A 14625-nucleotide genomic window follows, 5' to 3' on the forward strand; every position below is an offset into this window, starting at 1 on the left:
TTGAACATAATTGTTGAAAAAACAAAAACTTGAAAATAACTATTGACGCCCAAGTCAATTTCCGTAAAATACGCACCCACTGACAGACATTGTCTATCCAGTGAAATGCGGGAATAGCTCAGTTGGTAGAGCACGACCTTGCCAAGGTCGGGGTCGCGAGTTCGAGTCTCGTTTCCCGCTCCAAGATTGAATCAGTGATTTGATCTTAAAAAAGAGATTTTGGGCTGGATGGCAGAGTGGTCATGCAGCGGACTGCAACTCCGTGTACGCCGGTTCGATTCCGACTCCAGCCTCCACATCTCTTACATTGTTAGACCTCACCGCCCCGATGGTGAAATTGGTAGACACAAGGGACTTAAAATCCCTCGGCTGAAAGGCTGTACCGGTTCGAGTCCGGTTCGGGGCACCATTTGTGCTTTAAAATCAATATCCTAAATAAATATTCGAATGAATAGTATCATTCTGAAGTTTATCTTTTTTTACCTATAAACCCTTGCACTACCCCTATTTATCTCTAGACTTCTTGCCAAAGCATTTCATAGCTTTCTTGTCCGAAAAACCACAATAGTGTATAAACGAACTAGTGTCATTAAAACTCAATGATCTAGATTTAAAATAATTAAAACAATAGTTTGTGAATTTATATTAAACATGGATATGTAAATGGGTGCAAAAGGCTACCGGCTTGGTTTAAATGCAAAAACCTTGGGTGTCACCTTTCTTATCGCGTTATTGGTGGTAGGGGCTACTGCATTCACAGCAAGAGCCTTTGAGCGTCTGCATCAAATGGTAGAACAGCTCAGCAAAGTTGAAATGGAAAGCCTCATGAATTCTGTTCGTATCGTTCAGCAAGCAGAGTCACTGATTGGTTTGGGTTTGATGCTCTCTACAGCCGAAACTCAAAACGATCGTCGCAGAGCCCTCGTCGAACTGAATGACCGCACTACTTGGGTGCGTCAAATGACCTCAGATCTTCCTAGTAATCATATTGACGCTGAAATGTTGAATCGTGTTCGTGAAGTTCAGCATGAATTGGATCTTAATATTCGTATCCTGAACCATCTCGTTAGTGAGCGTATTAACGAACGCTTGGGAGCAAGAGAGCTAGAGCACTTAAGTGATGTGTCACTGAAAAATCGAGAACTTGCTGGAGAAATGTCCGTACTGATGGGTTACGTGGCCGCTCGCGTGCGTTTACAGATCATCTCCCAAAGCCAAGAGATTCAGCAGCAGATTCGAGAGCATCAACAAAACCTAATTGCTCTTGCTGTATTTATTGTTTTATTTGCTCTGATAGCGGGTGTTTATTTCGATATGACCGTTGTTCGACGTATTTTGCGTATGCAGCGTGCAGTAGAGCGCTCGCCAGTCAACATCAATGATTTTGAACGGCAAGGTAAAGATGAGATCGCTAAGCTTTCTCAGACGGTGGTGAGTTTCATTGAGAGAATACAGCAGCAAGAAGAACATATGCTCAATGTCAATCAAGAGCTGTCTTTTCTAGCAGAACACGATTCTTTGACCGGCTTAGCTAATCGACGACATTTTTATGCGGCAGCAAAACGACTATTGCGTCAAAACCATTTACCTGTGTGTGTAGCCCTATGTGATATCGATCATTTTAAAGAAGTGAATGATCAACGAGGACACGCCGTTGGTGACGTTGCACTTCAATCTATAGCTAATACTTTAACTAAAGGGCTTCGTGAAACAGATGTCTTAGCACGCTTTGGTGGTGAAGAGTTCGCTGCTATTTTTAGTGTGGCAACGCTGGATGACGCTTTCAAAGTGTTTGAAAAAATTCGATTAAAAATAGAGTCTACGCCAATTGAGATTCCTGGGCAGCCGGTTATTTGGTTAACCTGTAGCTTTGGAATTACCATCGTGGAAGATATGCCATTACCGGTTGAAACCTCCGACGAGAAAATTCAACTATTACTTGATCATGCTTTGCTTGCAGCCGATGAGGCGCTTTATGACGCTAAATCTTTGGGAAGAAATCTTGTCTGTACATCTTTAGAGCCTGTCTCAGCAGTCAATATTGAAGAGGGTGGTGATGATGAAACTGTTTAAGCTGTTAATTCTTTCTATTGCTGCTCTAATGATTAGTATACCGGCATTGGCGAAAGATACGGTGCGTTTGGGTATTCATCTTGAACCTCCGTTGCTAGATCCAACTTTAACACCAGCGGCTTCAGCCGGAGAAATTACTTACGGTAATGTTTTAGAAGGTTTATTTATTATCAATGGTAACGGCGAATTACAGCCACGTCTTACCAGTCAATGGGAAGTTTCAGATGATGGGCTAACTTATCGATTTTCGCTAAGAAGAGCCGTACGCTTTCATGACAATAACCCATTTAATGCCAGTGTGGCTAAGTATTCAATTGATCGAATCATAGCGCCTGATTCAAAAAATCCACAAAGAATGCTTTTTGAAAGCATTGCTAGTGTTGAAGCTGAAAGTCATCATATTTTGGTTATTCGGTTAGAAAAACCAGATGCTTTTTTACCATACAACTTAGCATTACCCGCTGCGGTGATGGTTCACCCTGATACATCCTCACAGAATGCAACACATCCCATAGGTACTGGACCCTTTCGCTTTGTGGAGTGGACTCCAGAGCGCTCTGTTATCCTTGAACAAAATGACCGTTATTGGGGTTCAAAACCCGCTATTCGCCAAGCAGAATTTCTGTTTATGCAAACATCCGTGGGTACTGAAAGCTTGTTAGCTGAAGGTTTAATCGATGGATTGCTGGGCGTTACACGTGTGACTAATCGTTTTATCATTCATCCTGAGTATCGAATGATTCCTCGAAATCTAGAAAGTAAAATGCTATTGGCGATCAATAATGCTCGACCTCCCTTTAATGATATTCGTGTTCGACGTGCATTAGCTCATGGAATCAATCGCGAAGAGTTAAGTACTCTTTATGGTTCTCAGTTTCATCCTGAGCTCATCGGAAGTCATTTCTCACCAAGACATCCAGCGTATGTTGATCTAGCAGATCGTTACCCTTTCGATTTAGATATGGCAAGAGCGCTATTAAAAGAGGCAGGGATTGATGACGGCTTGGAAGTACGGTTAACGCTTCCTCCCACAGATTATGGTCGTTATGGCGGATTGTTAATTGCTGATAATCTCGAAGCTATGGGTTTTCGTGTCGAATTAGAACAGATAGATTGGCGTCAATGGATGGATAGAGTATTTAATCAGCATGATTATGCGCTAACACTGATCCTTCATGTCGAACCTATGGATATCAATATCTATGCACGAGATGAATACTACTTTAATTATGACAATGATCATTTTAAAGAGATTTGGTCTAACGTGTTAGAAGCGAGAACAGAAGAGGTTTTTCATCACTACTTAGGTGAGGCTCAGCGGCAATTAGCTGATGATGCAGTCAATGTGTTCTTGTTTATGCGACCCGAGCGAAACTTCATGCACCGTAAGCTACAGGGTATTTGGGAAAATAGTTTTATACCTTCATTTGTACTGGAAGATCTTTACTGGAATTAAGTTAGCTAGGATAAATAGCCTAGAAGGCAGTTAAGATTTTATTATTAACTGCCTTTATCTTTTGTACCTGAGCGCCAGCGTTGAAATAATGAGTCTCCAATTCTGTAAATTCGGCGAAACTCTTTACTGAATGAAATCTGCTTAGATCGACTTAGTTTTAAGCGATTTAGTTGGGTTTGGCGTGCATCTTGATAGCGACTGTCTAGTTCTGTTAACAGTTGATCTAATCCCCAGTTGGATTTGCCTGGTGCCGAGCATAGGGGAACAAGCGTTTCTATTTTTAACAGTGACTGATTATATGCTAGGGCATCTTTTAGTTGCTGCACTGCAAGGGCTTTAGGGCCTTCTTCTAGTTTAGAATCTAATGAATAGGGCGGTTGCCATTCTTTTAGAAGCGGCAGTTGATCTATATGGGTTAACACACCGATCAGCGCTGGTCGCTTTCTAGAACGCATTTCAGGTTGATTAAAAAATCCGTCATACGCCTCTTTAAACTGTGTATCTAAGCCTCGTGCCGGCTGATTGGCTTTTAATAGCCAGATCACCATGTCAGCTTCACTAACTTCCTTAAGCAGCAGTTTTTGAGTTGATTCAGTCGCGTCAAAACCGGGTAAATCAATTAAGTGAATTAAAGATTGCCCGTCGGTATCCAGCTGATAGACATGTTTTTTGTCTGTAGAGGGAAGAGGACTAGATTCGGCTCTGATCTCATTGAGTAATGAATTGGTGAGTGTAGATTTCCCTGAATTAAGCTGACCAATCAAGCAGATGCGTAAAGGTGGTAATTCACTCTCTAACGTTTCAGTCGTCTTTTCAATATCAAAAGGATGTTGAAATCGACCGGAATATAAATCAATAGCTACACTGACTACTTCCTGAAGAAACGCTTTTTTCAAATTCAGTTTTAATTCTTCCTTCACTTCATCAAGCAAATGGCCCGTAATTTGAGAACGTATTTCTGCAATAATTCCTGTTGGGGTAAAGAGTCTAAATGCGCGGTAGGCTTGCCAGATCTGCTCTATCTGTTCTGTTTTATCACGATATTGATAAATCTGCTTTAATCGTGAGATATGAATCTGTTCTGCAAAGGGTAGGTGTTCCAGAATAATACGATGATAGCGTCGGCTAACCTCTTCAGTCATGGCTAAGAGTTCTGGTAAGGTGATGGCTAGCTCACCATTCGCTTTGTTAGGCCGGTAGTGACGCGCGGTTGCACTGACCAAGGCCAAGGCATGTTCTCTTAAAATTTCCCATGAATCTTGTTGCTGTAGCAATTGATCCATGGTGCTATTAAGTTCATACCAGACCTGTAAATCAAACTCACTCCAATCATGATTAGGATCTACTAGTCCTTCAGTGGAATGGGTTGCTTCGTGATGACGGTCAGATTCTTTCACCTGTGCTTTCATGCGTTTTTTAAGGCTAAGAAGCACTAAAAAATAAACTACGCTGATTCCTGATAATAACACTACAAAGTAAAGCATGTACCCTAGTTGGTAGAGCGCAATAAATCCAAAGATGATTAATACGACAACGGGAATACAGAACAGGATCATCAATAAAGGTAATCCATCCTTAGCAAAGCGCTGACCAAATCGAAGAGAGTTAATGATTCTATTCATCAATTTTTTCCAATCGTATGGTGGTGAAGGCTTGTCGATACTGCTTTTGCAACTCTTCAGGAGAAAGTGGTGCTTGATGACGTTGGTAATAAAGATATAAGCAAGCGACGCGACCAATCGCATAGGTGGTCGCAAAACTGACTGCCGCAGCGCCAGCACTCCCTAACGTTTGTCCATACACAGGTAGTAGTTTGACCAGTTGTCGTAGACCTAAATGAGATGCGTACTGTATGCCAAAACCTGTACCTAGCGTTCCGACAAAGGCTGAAATATCCTTACGACTCCACTTTAATTCATAAGCTTTGGCTAGTTTATTTAAAAGCGCTGCCTGAATAGATGGCACTGTAATAAAACCTATAACAGGAATGGTGTCGGTTGCGGCGGCGGCGGTAGCAAAACGCTTAATAAGAGGTTTGTGTTGATTGAATGCAAGTTGTTCATCTTCGCGCATGCGTAACTTTTCGCTTAAATGAGCAGCAGCGGGTAATAGCTCTAGAAGATGTTGTTGTAATAGTTCGGCACCCACTGGTATATCAAGATTCGATAAATCCATCAAAATACTGGTTAGTGAGCCTCCCCAAGCCTCTTCAATCTGCTGTTGTTGATACTGATATGCGCGATGTTTTTCATCTGTGTTAGAAATGTGCTCTGAAGCAGTGTGTATGACTAATACTGACTCAGCTGGGATTTTCTTTCGGATTTTTTTTAAAGCGGTTATCAAAGAGCTTTGTTCTGGATCATCAAGACGAGCACAAATCAGCAGAGCGTGGCTTTGTTCTTGGCAATAAATGAGGTCTTCTTCTGGATTATAGCCAGCTTCATCAAGACCGCGTGTATCTAAAAAACGCACCCAGGGTAAGGTCTCAGGATAGTTGTAGGCTTCTGATGAGGTTGTACAAGGCCTAAAGCCATTTCCAATGGTAATACTCTTGTTGCCCGTTAAATGACGAATCAGCGATGATTTGCCAGCTCCAGTTTTACCCAGTAACCATAGCGTAGGCAGAGGCGTTCGGGTTTTATCAGCAGTCACAATTCCATCCTTTATCAATCAGATCATCTGTTAGTCATCTACAGTTAACTTTAACAGATACGGATCGATAGCGTTATGGAGTTACAGTGCTAGTTGCAATTGCTCTTCGGGTTGTGCTGATTTGAAGGTAACCTGTGTTGGCTGACGATTTCCAAGTAATAGGCAAAAGCTTTTACCGTGTTGGCATGCTTCCCCCAATGCTTTAACCGTCGCGTTACTAACCGAAGGTTCAGGCCATGCAACCACAAGACTGTTTAATCCATTGCAAACGCAGGTACTTAACGTCTTTAACCATTGATGGCGATTTCGTGTATACACAATGCGTAATTTTTTAAGATCAATGCCAGCGCTTTTTAGCTCATGTTGATCTAAACGTTCTGGTGGATCTATCAAGGTCACCCATCGTGACTGATGGCTTGCATCAGCAAGCAAGGGCAAGAATTGTTCTGGCTGACGAACAATGGATTCAACTGCGGTATGGGCTTGATACATGATGACACCTCACTAACTGTTCATATATACAGTACATGTATTTATATACAGCATTTTGAAGTGTGTCAAATTTTTAATAGCATTTTTTTACTGGTTCGATTGGGTTCTAGAGATAACGTTTAGTCAGTATCTCTGCTAAAATCTTTTTAGTACGCAATTTTATATGCTTATAACTAAACTATTTGACTTTCGTTCAATAAGGTTTGCAGATGGATTTCAAACGATTCTTTCCTATCTTCCAATGGTTACCTTTGTATGGTCGTGAAACGCTGATCAGCGATTTACTGGCTGCTGTTATCGTTACCATCATGTTGATACCGCAATCCTTGGCCTATGCGATGCTCGCAGGTCTGCCACCCGAAGTTGGTTTGTATGCCAGTATCGCACCGTTATTCTTATATGCCATCTTTGGTACGAGTCGTACCTTAGCGGTGGGTCCTGTCGCGGTCATTGCACTGATGACAGCTGCAGCGGCTGGAAATCTCGCCATTCAAGGTAGTCCAGAATACGTGACTCTCGTTATTGTACTGACGTTTATGTCGGGCATTATGTTGACAATAATGGGGTTGGTGAAACTCGGGTTTTTAGCTAACTTTCTTAGCCATCCAGTTATTTCTGGTTTTATTACTGCCTCTGGTTTGATCATTGCAGCGAGTCAAGCACGGCACTTGCTTGGTTTAGATGCAGAAGGGGTCAACTTTATTTCAGTTATGTATGGTTTGATTGGTCGCTTAAACGAAACGCACTTAATCACTTTGGCGATAGGTTTGGGAACCCTTGCTTTCCTGTATGCCAATCGTTTTTGGGGTCGTCATTTACTGACATGGATTGGCTTCAATCCTCATACAGCAGATATGTTGAGTAAAGCTGCGCCCGTTTTAGCCGTTGCATTGACAACTTTCGTCACGTGGTTTTGGCAGTTAGATCAGCAGGGCGTTAAGGTTGTCGGAGAAATTCCGACAGGATTACCACCCTTAAGCTTACCTCCGTTAATTCCTCAACTCTGGAGCGATCTATTTTTAGCCGCTGTTTTGATTAGTATTGTGGGTTTTGTAGAATCTGTTTCGGTAGGACAAACGCTTGCTGCGAAACGACGTCAGCGTATTGATCCGAATCAAGAACTTATTGGTTTGGGTGCTGCGAACTTAGGTTCCGCTTTTAGCAGTGGAATGCCAGTTAGTGGTGGTTTTTCCCGTTCTATCGTTAACTTTGATGCAGGTGCTGCGACGCCTGCCGCCGGAGCTTATAGCGCAGTAGGCATCTTAGTAGCGACCTTATTTTTAACGCCACTGATCGCATACTTACCTGTGGCTACGCTTGCCGCCACCATTATTGTTGCCGTGTTGTCATTGATAGATCTTAAAGCAGTGCACGAAACCTTCGTGTATTCTAAAAGTGACTTTGCAGCCATGTTGGCGACCATTTTGATTACGCTGACTCAAGGTGTTGAGTTGGGTATCATGGTGGGTGTGGGTTTGTCTTTATTACTGTACTTATACCGCACCAGCCGTCCTCATTATGCTGTGATTGGTCGCTTACCTAACACAGAGCATTTTCGTAACATTGAGCGCTATGATGTTGAAGTGGATGATCGCATTGCACTTTTACGAATTGACGAAAGTCTCTATTTTGCCAATTCACGCTATTTAGAAGACGTTGTGATGGATATAGTGATTAATCAACCCAAGCTAAATCATTTGGTACTGACCTGCCAGGCCGTTAATTTAATCGATTCATCGGCACTTGATAGCTTGCGTACCATTAACCGTCGATTGAAAGATTCTGGTGTACAGATGCATTTAGCTGAGGTGAAGGGGCCCGTGATGGATCGCTTAAAGAAAACAGACTTCCTTGATGAGATGTCAGGCGTTGTTTATATGAGTACCTATGATGCTTGGAAGGTGCTTCATGAGCGAGCTGAAGAAAATGAGTCTGAGAAAAGCACTGGTACAAACTCTGTCTGAAATTCTTGAAGTGTCTGGTATCTGCTGCCACATAGAAAGTAGCTGTTTTGGATTTCATCCTCACACCGTTAACGGTGTGAGGATGTGATGTGCAGATAAGTTTTTCGAAGTATTAAGCGCGAGACAAAAACTTGCCAGTTTCTGTGTTTACCTTAACTTTCTCACCTGCTTCAATATATTCCGGTACTTGAAGTTCTAATCCAGTGGTAATGATCGCTGGTTTAGTTCTACCCGTCGCACTTGCCGCTTTCATGCTGGGAACCGTTTCCTTAACTTCCATCACCACAGTTCCAGGAAGCTCAATGGTAATCAGATTGCCATCAACCAGCAGGGCGGTAATGCCTTCCATACCATCCATCAGGAAGGGCTGTTGTGCTTCAATAGCGGTACCATTGATGCTGTATTGGCTGTAATCTTCTAGATCCATGAAGGTGTAAAGATCATCTTCTTTGTAAAGATAGGAGACTTTGCGACGTTCTAACTGCACATCCTTAACTTGATCATCACCCACAAAGGTTTCTTCATGTTTGCGACCACCAGGAACCTGGTTAAAGCGTATTTTATAAAGAGTCGCGGCACCTCGAGCAGAGGGGCTTTTTACATCGACTTGGTTAGCAATATAGAGTGAACCATTAATTTCAACGACATGGCCACGTTTGATTTCAGAAGCTTTAGGCATGGTGCGCGCTCAGTAAATAAAAAGGAGATTTTAACTGAGGCTTTGTGACTCTTCGAGAAATATTTAAGCTGAAGATCAACTTTTCATCTTCTAGCGCTAAGGCGGAGCTGTAATCTATCCAGCAGGCTATCAGTGCTTAAAGCAAGCAACCCGATCAGAATAGCGCCTTGAATCACATAAGCGGTGTTGCCATTCACCAGACCCGAAATAACGGGATCGCCAAGGGTGCTGGCCCCGATAGTAGAACCTATAGCGGCGGTGGCAATATTGATGGTTACCGAGGTGCGAATGCCACTGAGGATAACGGTGCTGGCTAGAGGAAGTTCAACCTGACGCAGTACTTGAAAGGACGACATTCCCATTCCGCGTGCAGACTCTATCACCGCAGCATCAACACCTTGAATCCCTGCTAGCGTGTTGCGTACGATGGGTAATAAACCATAAAGAGAAAGAGCCAGAATGGTCGGTAGCGCACCAAATCCCAACAGCGGAACGGATAACGCTAGCACCGCGATAGGTGGAAAGGTTTGACCCATCGAGGCAATTTGGCTGACCAAGGGTAAAAAATCTTTTCCAAAAGGACGGGTCACAAAAATGGCACTGCTGACACCCAGCAGAATTGAGATAGTTGCCGCAATGCCGACTAAGCTAAGGTGATTAAGAAGCAAGGTGAAAAAGCTATCTCGAGAGTAGATGACTTGACGTTGATTGGGTTCAATTTGTCTAAAAATCTCTTCAAAGTAAGGAAAGCTAAATGTTGCAATGATTAGGCATGAGAGCCACAACAAAGGAATACCCCAAATCCTAGCGATAGTTTCCTGTTTACCCATGAGGTTTAGCCTGCATAATCTGTTGTAAGCTGATATAACCGACAGGTTGTTGCTGATCATCTACCACCGTCAACAGTTCACATTGATGCCATAGCATCACCGATAAAGCAAAGCGCAAGCTATCGTGTGTACTAACACTCGCTAATGGCTTGGTTGCAAGCTTGTTAGTTTCTACGTTTTTAATGTCTAAGTTTTTAATGTCTAAATCATTTATATGTGTGCTGCTCGCAACAACCATGTACTCACCAACACGCATTAATCCAGCTTGCTTTAAGCCTCGATCTTCACCACCGAGTAGTTGAGAAACGAAGTCACTGGCGGGATTCAATAAGAGTTCATAAGGAGATGCCTGTTGAATAATCTTACCTTGATCCATTACCACAATATGGTTTGCTAGCTTTAAGGCTTCATCCATATCATGGGTGACGAATACAATGGTTTTATGGATCTGTTGCTGAATTCTAAGTAACTCATTTTGCAAGGATTCGCGGGTAATAGGGTCTAGTGCGCCGAAGGGTTCATCCATCAACAGTATGTCAGGATCACCGGCTAAGGCTCGAGCAACTCCTACTCGCTGCGCTTGTCCACCTGAAAGTTCGCTAGGGTATTTGTGGGCAAACTCCGCGTAGGGTAGGTTGAGCAACTCAAGCAGTTCAATAACACGTTCCTGAATTCGTTTTTCTGGCCATTTTAACAGTCTTGGTACGGTGCCTATGTTCTTTTCGACGCTCCAGTGAGGGAATAGACCAGTATTTTGAATGGCATAGCCAATTCTACGACGAAGCGTTTGTTCATTAAACGAATTAATCTCTTGATCTTCTATCAGAATTTTTCCCGCTGAGTGGGGAATTAAGCGATTAATCATCCTCAGTGTGGTGGACTTTCCGCAACCAGAGGTGCCCACCAATACACAAAACTCTCCCTTGTTGATCTTGAGATCAATTGAATCAACGGCACTCACTTGGTCATAGTACTTACTGATATTTTGCAACTCGATCATGGTGTTAAGATTCATGATTTAGTTGCTCCTGATTGTTTTGTATGCTGATTAAAAAAGGTCATCACGCTGCTGAAAAATAGATCTGCTATGATCGCCAAGAGCAATATGGGAAGTGCCCCCAGTAACACCATATCCATTGCTGCTTGTCCAAGTCCTTGGAAAATAAAGTTACCTAAACCGCCGGCTCCAATAAGAGCTGCGACGGCTGTGAGTCCTATTGCTTGAATCGTGGTAATGCGAATGCCTTCAAGAATAACTGGCATCGCCAGTGGTAGTCTGACCTGGATGAAAACTTGAGCAGGGCTCATACCCATGCCTTTAGCTGCTTCAATGACTGACTCTGATACTTCCTCAAGTGCGACAAACGTATTTCGCACCATGGGTAACAGGCTGTAGGCGATTAATGCAATCATCGCGGGTGCCCACCCAATTCCGCTGACATTCATCGCTTGAAGCCATTCGCTTTTGGACGCTATGTATCCTAAAGGAGCGATCAGTAATCCAAATAATGCCAAGCTAGGAATGGTTTGAATAAAGTTAAGCAACGGAAAGATGATTTTCTGCGCTGTTGTTGATTTGCGCATCATCGCCACTAGGCAGGCTGCCAGTAATATACTGGTAATCACGGCGCCACCCACTAGAGCAATGTGTATGTGTACGGCTTGATGAAATTGGTCGGATCGAGCACCGTATTCACGCAATATGGCTAGGGTATCTAAACCACCCATCAGGTAGATAAAGACTGTCGAGATAAGAGGGAAAGAAAATATAAAACAATAAATTGAGCGTGATAGTTCAAGTTTTTGTTGTAACTCTATTAGCATCAATACCAGCAAGAAAAACACTAACCAAAAGGCGGAACCCAATCCTGTTCTGGCATGAGTTAACGTCTCAGGAATATGGTTTTGCGCGAAACTTGATAAGCTTATCGGCATTAAGACAAGCAACAACGTTACTATGAAAAGTTGCAACCAACGTCTAAGGGATAAGCGGGAAAACGATAGCAGAAAAGCACTGATCAGGAGGGTGGTAACGATGATCATCGACCACCATCCCACGGCATCTTGAAGTGAATAACCGACGCCAGGAAGAATGCGATTAGGCTGCAGGTTTACAAAATCAAGCGTCCAAATGGAAAGCAGTGATGCTCCGGTTAATACGGGCATCACTTTGTCGAATCGAATACCGAGCATGAACTCCTTAACGCATCGGATTTATTGACTGATGGAATCTAAAAAGCGCCTAGCGACCACTGAGGCATCTTCGCCGTTTACAGCCACATCACCGTTCAGCTTTTGAAGCGTTTCTAAATTCAGTTCAGCAAAAATAGGTGCAAGAATGCCAGCAATTTCTGGATGCTCCTTGAGAGTGCTCTCACGAATCACCGGTGCTGGCTGATATACAGGTTGTACTTCTAGCGTATCTTCTAACACCACTAAGTCCAAGGCAGGTAGGCCACCATCAGTCCCATAGGTCATGGCTGCATTCACGCCACTGGTTTGCAGAGCTGCCGCTCTCATGGTTGCGGCAGTATTACCCCCAGAAAGGATTAACAGCTGATCTGACTCCAAGGCAAAGCCATAGGCCTCCTGAAATGCAGGTAGGGCGCTAGGTGAATCGACAAACTCAGCACTGGCGGCAAATTTAAAATCACCACCATCATTTAAATAACTCGCCAAGTCTTCAAGAGTAGTGAGGTTTTGACCACGTGCTAAATCACCACGAACACTGATTGCCCAGGTATTGTTAGCGTCGGCTGGTGTCAGCCATACCAGTTTATTCGCATCGTAATCTAGCTTTTTGACCAGTTGATAGCTCTGTTCAGCATTTTTCCAGATACCCGCATCATCATGGTCAAAGAAAAATGCTCCATTACCTGTATATTCAGGATAGATATCAATTTCACCATTAATCAGAGCATTACGTACGATGCTGGTGCCGCCTAACTGAATGCGGTTAGTCGCTGCAATTCCGGCATCTTCTAATGCAAAATAGATAAGATGGCCTAACACAGACCCTTCTGTATCAATTTTTGATGAAACAACCACTGGCGACTGCGCCATTAGGCTGCTGCTAAGCATCACGGATCCCGCTAGTATCATCGTCTTTAGGGTGTTCTTAATTTTCATAAATAACTTCTCCTAGGTGCTTTTATCAAACCAAGCTTTCCAGCATAGCGATTGAGTATTACAGCAGACCATCAGCACGAAACATCGACTTGATACCCCGTAATGCTTGACGTATACGGTCTTGGTTCTCAATTAGAGCAAAACGAACATGATCATCGCCGTAATCACCAAATCCAATACCGGGTGAAACCGAGACTTTCGCATCGGCTAACATCTTTTTGGCGAATTCTAACGAGCCTAATTGAGCATAAGCTTCTGGAATTTTTGCCCAGACATACATGGACGCTTTGGGTTTTTCTACCATCCAGCCTATTTCATGAAGGCCTTTGACTAACACATCGCGTCGTTTTTGGTATTGACCTGCAATCTCATGCACACAGGTTTGATCGCCTTCTAACGCAGCAATCGCAGCCACTTGAAGTGGTGTAAAAGTACCGTAGTCGTGATAGCTTTTTATCCGAGATAGCGCGTTGACAAGTTCTGGGTTACCCACCATGAAACCAATACGCCATCCAGCCATGTTGTAACTTTTAGACAGTGTAAAAAACTCAACGGCGACATCTTTAGCTCCCTCTACCTGCATAATCGAAGGAGCTTTCCAGTCATCAAAGACGATATCGGCATACGCGAGGTCATGCACAACCAGTACGCCATGCTCTTTTGCTAAGGCGATGACGCGTTCAAAAAAGTCGATTTCAACACACTGAGCCGTGGGATTAGAAGGAAACCCCAAAATCATCATTTTGGGTTTCGGAATACTTTCTTTAATGGCGCGTTCGAGTTCAGCAAAAAAGTCGATACCCGGAATCAAAGGAACCGATCGAACTTGAGCACCCGCGATGACCGCACCGTAGATATGAATAGGGTAGCTAGGGTTAGGCACTAACACACCATCACCTCGATCAAGCGTTGCAAGCATAAGGTGAGCTAAGCCTTCCTTAGAACCGATAGTAACAATGGCTTCGGTTTCAGGATCTATGTCAACGTCATAACGATTTTTGTACCAGTGGCTGATGGCGCGACGTAATCTTGGAATACCTTTCGAGGTTGAATAGCCATGCGTATCCGGTCGCTGGGCAACGGTGCAGAGCTTTTCGACAATATGCGGCGGGGTAGCACCATCAGGATTACCCATACTGAGATCAATGATGTCTTCGCCACGTCGGCGCGCAGCCATTTTCAGTTCAGCGGTGATATTGAAGACATAAGGAGGCAAGCGCTCAATGCGCTCAAAACGAATAGAAGATTTGTCAGACATGATATTTCTCTCACGTAAGCGCCCAGAACCGTCTGAGCGACGTAGATTGTCAATTACAACCTTTTTGCACCTTAGCGTTTGATCTTAGATGG

At 43.4% G+C, this 14625-nt stretch carries 12 protein-coding genes and 3 tRNA genes; 6 read left to right on the forward strand and 9 right to left on the reverse strand.

Annotated elements, in window-relative coordinates; translation table 11 throughout:
* The first annotated feature begins 107 nt into the window (after positions 1–107).
* The 5 genes from F7R24_RS04295 to F7R24_RS04315 all read left to right on the forward strand — a co-directional run bounded on the left by F7R24_RS04295 (position 108) and on the right by F7R24_RS04315 (position 3529).
* Positions 108–183: transfer RNA gene (locus tag F7R24_RS04295), tRNA-Gly, on the forward strand.
* A gap of 39 nt (positions 184–222) precedes the next feature.
* Positions 223–296, forward strand: a tRNA-Cys gene (locus F7R24_RS04300).
* Positions 297–322: 26 nt separating this feature from the next.
* A tRNA-Leu gene (locus F7R24_RS04305) sits at positions 323–409 on the forward strand.
* Positions 410–663: 254 nt separating this feature from the next.
* Positions 664–2073, forward strand: a complete 1410-nt coding sequence (locus F7R24_RS04310; protein ID WP_151670012.1) for a GGDEF domain-containing protein — start codon at positions 664–666, stop codon at positions 2071–2073.
* Complete coding sequence (locus F7R24_RS04315; protein ID WP_151670013.1) at positions 2057–3529, forward strand: ABC transporter substrate-binding protein; 1473 nt, start codon at positions 2057–2059, stop codon at positions 3527–3529. Before F7R24_RS04310 ends, F7R24_RS04315 begins: the two co-directional genes overlap by 17 nt.
* A 44-nt stretch (positions 3530–3573) precedes the next feature.
* On the opposite strand, the gene F7R24_RS04320 is transcribed toward F7R24_RS04315, so the two are convergent.
* The 3 genes from F7R24_RS04320 to F7R24_RS04330 form a co-directional block, all read right to left on the reverse strand.
* Positions 3574–5151: a GTPase family protein gene (locus F7R24_RS04320; RefSeq protein WP_168926771.1), complete on the reverse strand. Its 1578-nt coding sequence runs from the start codon at positions 5149–5151 to the stop codon at positions 3574–3576.
* The gene (locus F7R24_RS04325; RefSeq protein ID WP_168926772.1) at positions 5144–6181 is read right to left on the reverse strand and encodes a YcjF family protein; all 1038 of its coding nucleotides are present in this window, start codon (positions 6179–6181) and stop codon (positions 5144–5146) included. Before F7R24_RS04325 ends, F7R24_RS04320 begins: the two co-directional genes overlap by 8 nt.
* A gap of 81 nt (positions 6182–6262) precedes the next feature.
* Positions 6263–6673, reverse strand: a complete 411-nt coding sequence (locus F7R24_RS04330; RefSeq protein WP_151670016.1) for a SulA-like leucine-rich domain-containing protein — start codon at positions 6671–6673, stop codon at positions 6263–6265.
* A gap of 209 nt (positions 6674–6882) precedes the next feature.
* Between F7R24_RS04330 and F7R24_RS04335 the strand changes: the two genes are divergently transcribed.
* Positions 6883–8637 carry a SulP family inorganic anion transporter gene (locus tag F7R24_RS04335; RefSeq protein WP_151670017.1) on the forward strand — a complete coding sequence of 585 codons (1755 nt, stop codon included), beginning with the start codon at positions 6883–6885 and terminating at the stop codon, positions 8635–8637.
* A gap of 112 nt (positions 8638–8749) precedes the next feature.
* On the opposite strand, the gene efpL is transcribed toward F7R24_RS04335, so the two are convergent.
* The 6 genes from efpL to alaC all read right to left on the reverse strand — a co-directional run bounded on the left by efpL (position 8750) and on the right by alaC (position 14533).
* Positions 8750–9316 (reverse strand): elongation factor P-like protein EfpL, encoded by a 567-nt coding sequence (efpL, locus tag F7R24_RS04340; RefSeq protein ID WP_151670018.1) that lies wholly within the window; start codon positions 9314–9316, stop codon positions 8750–8752.
* Positions 9317–9399: 83 nt separating this feature from the next.
* Positions 9400–10146 carry an ABC transporter permease gene (locus F7R24_RS04345; protein ID WP_151670019.1) on the reverse strand — a complete coding sequence of 249 codons (747 nt, stop codon included), beginning with the start codon at positions 10144–10146 and terminating at the stop codon, positions 9400–9402.
* On the reverse strand, positions 10139–11146 hold the full coding sequence (locus F7R24_RS04350; RefSeq protein ID WP_151670063.1) for an ABC transporter ATP-binding protein: 1008 nt from the start codon (positions 11144–11146) through the stop codon (positions 10139–10141). The genes F7R24_RS04345 and F7R24_RS04350 overlap by 8 nt, the downstream gene beginning before the upstream one ends.
* A gap of 11 nt (positions 11147–11157) precedes the next feature.
* Positions 11158–12339, reverse strand: a complete 1182-nt coding sequence (locus F7R24_RS04355) for an ABC transporter permease (RefSeq protein ID WP_151670020.1) — start codon at positions 12337–12339, stop codon at positions 11158–11160.
* 21 nt (positions 12340–12360) lie between these two features.
* Positions 12361–13275, reverse strand: coding sequence for a glycine betaine ABC transporter substrate-binding protein OsmF (gene osmF / locus F7R24_RS04360; protein ID WP_151670021.1), 915 nt, complete (start codon positions 13273–13275; stop codon positions 12361–12363).
* A gap of 58 nt (positions 13276–13333) precedes the next feature.
* Entirely contained in the window at positions 13334–14533 is a 1200-nt protein-coding gene (gene alaC / locus F7R24_RS04365; RefSeq protein ID WP_151670022.1) for an alanine transaminase, read from the reverse strand.
* Positions 14534–14625 lie beyond the last annotated feature (92 nt).

Origin of the sequence: Nitrincola schmidtii (assembly GCF_008973715.1) — a bacterium.
GTDB classification, from domain to species: domain Bacteria; phylum Pseudomonadota; class Gammaproteobacteria; order Pseudomonadales; family Balneatricaceae; genus Nitrincola; species Nitrincola schmidtii.